Annotated in this window: 1 protein-coding gene; it reads left to right on the top strand. The window is 42.5% G+C overall.

Annotated features, from left to right (window positions below; all coding sequences use genetic code 11):
- Positions 1-1,355, top strand: a 1,355-nt coding sequence (gene mutS / locus ACFIK8_RS09355) for a DNA mismatch repair protein MutS (RefSeq protein ID WP_375669262.1), incomplete at both ends; no start/stop codon positions are given.

Below are 1,355 nucleotides of genomic sequence, written 5' to 3'. Positions count from 1 at the left end.
AACGCCGTTGATAGCACTGGCACAGGAGGGGGGTCACGCCTCCTCTTTGATCGCCTCATTGCACCTCTCACCACACCTTCAGCTATTGATAAACGTCTGGATTCAATTGCCTTTTTTCTGCGCAATACATCTCTTGCAGAAGCTATACAGCTCATCTTAAAAGGTGGACCAGATATGCCACGTGCCGTTTCACGTTTGGCTCTTGGCCGAGGAGGACCACGTGACATAGCTTCAATTCAGCGCGGTTTTGAAATCATTCATGAATTGAATCAGCTTCTTAACAATGAATTGCTTCCCCAAGAAATAAGTGATGTCCAACAGGTTTTCTCACATTTACCTACTGCTTTGCATTTTCGTTTAAAACAAGCATTATCCGATGATCTTCCCCTCCTTAAAAGGGATGGTGGTTTTATTCGCCCTAATTATCATAAAGAGCTCGATGAAATGCGTGCTCTGCGTGATGAATCTCGCCTTATTATTGCTGAACTTCAAGCACAATATGCCAAAGAAACAGATATTAAAACACTCAAAATTAAGCATAATAATATTCTAGGCTACTTCATCGAAATAACCAACTTACAAGCAACTGCTCTCACCAATCCCCCTCAAGCCAAAGCACGTTTTATTCATCGGCAAACAATGGCAAATGCTATGCGCTTTACCACAACAGAACTTGTTGAGCTTGAAGGCCGTATTGCCCATGCAGCAACCCATGCTATGACGCTTGAATTGGAAATCTTTGACACTCTTGTTCATGAAATTACTGAACAGGTTGATTTCATTCGTAAAGCTGCTGAAACACTTGCTATTTTGGATGTTTCTGTTGCTTTAGCACGTTTGGCTGAAGAACAAGAATATTGTCGTCCTAAAATTGATCAGTCACTTACCTTTCGTATCACCGCAGGTCGCCATCCTGTTGTAGAGCAAGCACTCCGAAAGCAAGCAGCAGAACCATTTGTTGCCAATAACTGCGACCTCTCTGTACAAAAAAATCATCAATATGCAGCAATTTGGCTTTTGACAGGTCCCAATATGGGAGGAAAATCGACTTTTTTGCGGCAAAATGCTCTCATTACTATTATGGCACAAATGGGTTCTTTTGTTCCAGCGAGTTCAGCGCATATTGGCGTTGTTGATCGCTTATTTAGTCGTGTTGGTGCTTCCGATGATCTTGCGCGAGGACGCTCAACTTTTATGATGGAAATGGTCGAAACAGCAACGATTCTTAATCATGCCAGTAGCCATTCCCTTGTTATTCTTGATGAAATAGGACGCGGAACATCAACCTTTGATGGACTTTCAATTGCCTGGGCAGCCGTTGAATATCTTCATGAAGTTAACCAATGTCGTGCTAT

The sequence above is a fragment of the Bartonella sp. MR168JLCBS genome, from assembly GCF_042194175.1.
Note: the sequence above shows the minus strand (reverse complement) of the source record. Positions and strands in the feature narration are given on the sequence as shown.